Raw genomic sequence first — 2658 nt, forward strand, 5'->3', positions numbered from 1 at the left:
TCGCTGCTGAGCCCGGCAACACAACAGGCACTGGAGCAAGAGGTGCAGCGGCTGAAGAACGAAGGTATACAGATGAATCCGGGCACCTTGACGCAAAAAACGCTGGCTTCGGAGGAAGCCCAAAAAGTGCTGAAACAACGGAGTATTGGCGTGTTCAGAGAGAAGCGTCCCTACTTAACCAACGATGGCCTCCCGAGAGAATGGGAAATGCTGGTGCCAAAGAAGATTGCGAAGACTGACGCTCAGGGTGCAGCAGCGGCAGATGGAACTTTTTAACTGCCAGTTACTCTAAAGACATCAGAATGTCCTCATACATAAAACGTTTTCCAGGAATGTTTCTATGAATGCTGCCCACGGAATGAGAGCCAATGCGAGCCCGTGCCCACAACCCCATTTTGATACCCGGGCGGCAACAGCCTCTGGCCAATGGTCAAGCAGCCAACCAACCCGCAAGCTGCTACCCCGTCATCCCAGGGAGTCTGAGCGACAAGAGCTACTGTGGGCCGCTGAGAGTGGACGCCTGGCGATTCGGCGAATTGAATTGAGTAAAGAAAAAAATTACTTTTCGGGCAAGGGTGCACCAAGACCCTTTACCCTTGCCCTGCCGGGAAAGATGATGCCAACCGAACACGTGCCACAACGTTATGGTAAATGGATGGTAGGCATTATTGATCCACAATGCCTGTATGTTTATAAACGTAACGCAAGGACCAGAGATCTGCTGGAGGAGCCTGACTCAACTCCGGAAAAACTGACAGTAAAATTACTACCTCATCTGCAATCATTGCTCGGTAGGCGTCTTGAGCGTGGCGATCAGGTGATCTGGAGAGTTTATCCTCTGCGTTTTACCTCGGGGCATCTGCAACCGGATGGGACGTTCAGTTTACCAAAATTGAAATTTGGCAGTAGCACACGACTGGATTACCCGGAACTGGTGCTCACCGGATACAGCGAAAAAGACATCAAATGCTTTTGTGTTTACAACGATGCACAGATAAATATTGCCGATATCCTGCAGGACAAGCGTGAGTGTGAACAGGTATTGGCGCTTGAACCCTTGCCCCTGGTCGTTTATTGCCATCAGACAGGTTCTGTACAGGTCTACTTTGATGATGAGCTGGACAGTAAACACTTAGCCAGGAATGAGCATTCTCTGAATAATTTTGCGTTTTTAGAGGGCATAGCCCCAAAACATTTCAGAGCCGTGTTAAATCTGCTGCCAATGTCTTTACGGGCAGAGACATTGAGTTCGGAATCAACCGACTCGGCCAATGTCAGACACAAATTGCGACAGGCCATCATGCTAGTGAGTGATCCCGATCATTACAGTTACGAAAAGCTGCTGGAATTAAAACAAAGCGGCTTGCCAATTCACCAGCGTTTTTTTCATGAAGGAACTGCTCGAACGTTGCTTGATATGTTACTGACTTCCGAAGAGTTAAGAAAAAAACAACCTGAGCATGGGCAAACTCAGGAACAGGAGGAAGAAGCTTACCGCATACTTAAGCTGCTTCTGCACAGCGGAGCGAGGCTGGATCTCAGGTCTGCCATGATTTTTAACAGTATGCTACATGGTTCAGAATTGAAAGTGTCAGCGGAGGTAATGAATTATATGGTGGCTGCCTTTGCGCCCTTTGATTTTCTGAACACGAACCATCTCAGGAAATTTCCTTTAACCAGTTGTCCGGGAAACGTCGTTGAATTTGACCGGGTCTGTCAGGATCTCCGTCGCGATAAAGGACAAATACAAAAATACATGGAAGCGGCATTATTGGATGTGCTTTTTCACGATCAAAACCTCGACATGATCAAGTCCCGCTTACTGGCCCTTTTTCATTACGGTACTCACATGGACAAAGAGGTTCTGCATCGTCTCAAAGTAGATCTGAACCGTTATTACCGTGACGGTAAGAAGGTGATTAATAATTTCTCCGTGGCTGATTACATCCAATGGGTTGAAAAACTGTGGACGCAACGGGAAACGAATCCTTTCTACCAGAATTGGCCAGAGCATGTCCGACAGGCTCAGGAGGACATCAGGGATTTGAAAAAGTCTCTCGGTCCGCTGGACGATTCTGGCGCATCGACAACACCCTTTGCAGCCAGGAAACCGGTATTACAGCTTGTGGTGGACGCCTTCAGCAAAGCGCCGGTCATGCCTGATAATGCCGGCGACAATGAAAAAACCATCCTGAAAGTATTGCAGCATTATTATCGCCGTCCGGGACCAGAACGGGTGATCCGTAGCCTTGGCAGACAGACCATGCCAACCGTGTGGAAACCGCTGCACAGCTGCAGCCATGTCCTGCGGGCCAGAAATAATGGTCACTGGTATATGGAATTGCTGGAGAAATTTCAGCAGTGTTATCTGAGCCCGGAAGAAAAACAACTCATGGCGCTGGCGATCATCTATCATGATGCTGCCGCCGAAGATGTCGACAAATCAGCGGAAGAAACAAGATCAGCATACTACTTCAAACGGGACCTGGCCGGGCACTATCCTGAACCACTACTGGATGACATAGCACTGGCAATGGACAGCAAGGAAAACGATGTCAATGGTAAAGATGAGCAGAGCCTGCCCGAGCCTCTGCGCTGGTATCTGCGCATATTACGCTTTGCGGATCGAATGGACATTATCCGTGGTTGTGGGGTTGG

Annotated in this window: 2 protein-coding genes; both read left to right on the top strand. The window is 48.9% G+C overall.

The genetic code is table 11. The annotated features are described in order from the left end of the window. On the top strand, positions 1–276 hold a 276-nt coding region (locus KDK17_RS01435), incomplete at its 5' end, for a hypothetical protein (protein ID WP_257287180.1). 64 nt (positions 277–340) lie between these two features. Further along, positions 341–2658, top strand: a 2318-nt coding sequence (locus KDK17_RS01440; RefSeq protein WP_257287181.1) for a hypothetical protein, incomplete at its 3' end; no start/stop codon positions are given.

The sequence above is a fragment of the Endozoicomonas sp. SESOKO2 genome, from assembly GCF_024606245.1.
In the GTDB taxonomy this organism is placed as follows: domain Bacteria; phylum Pseudomonadota; class Gammaproteobacteria; order Pseudomonadales; family Endozoicomonadaceae; genus Endozoicomonas_A.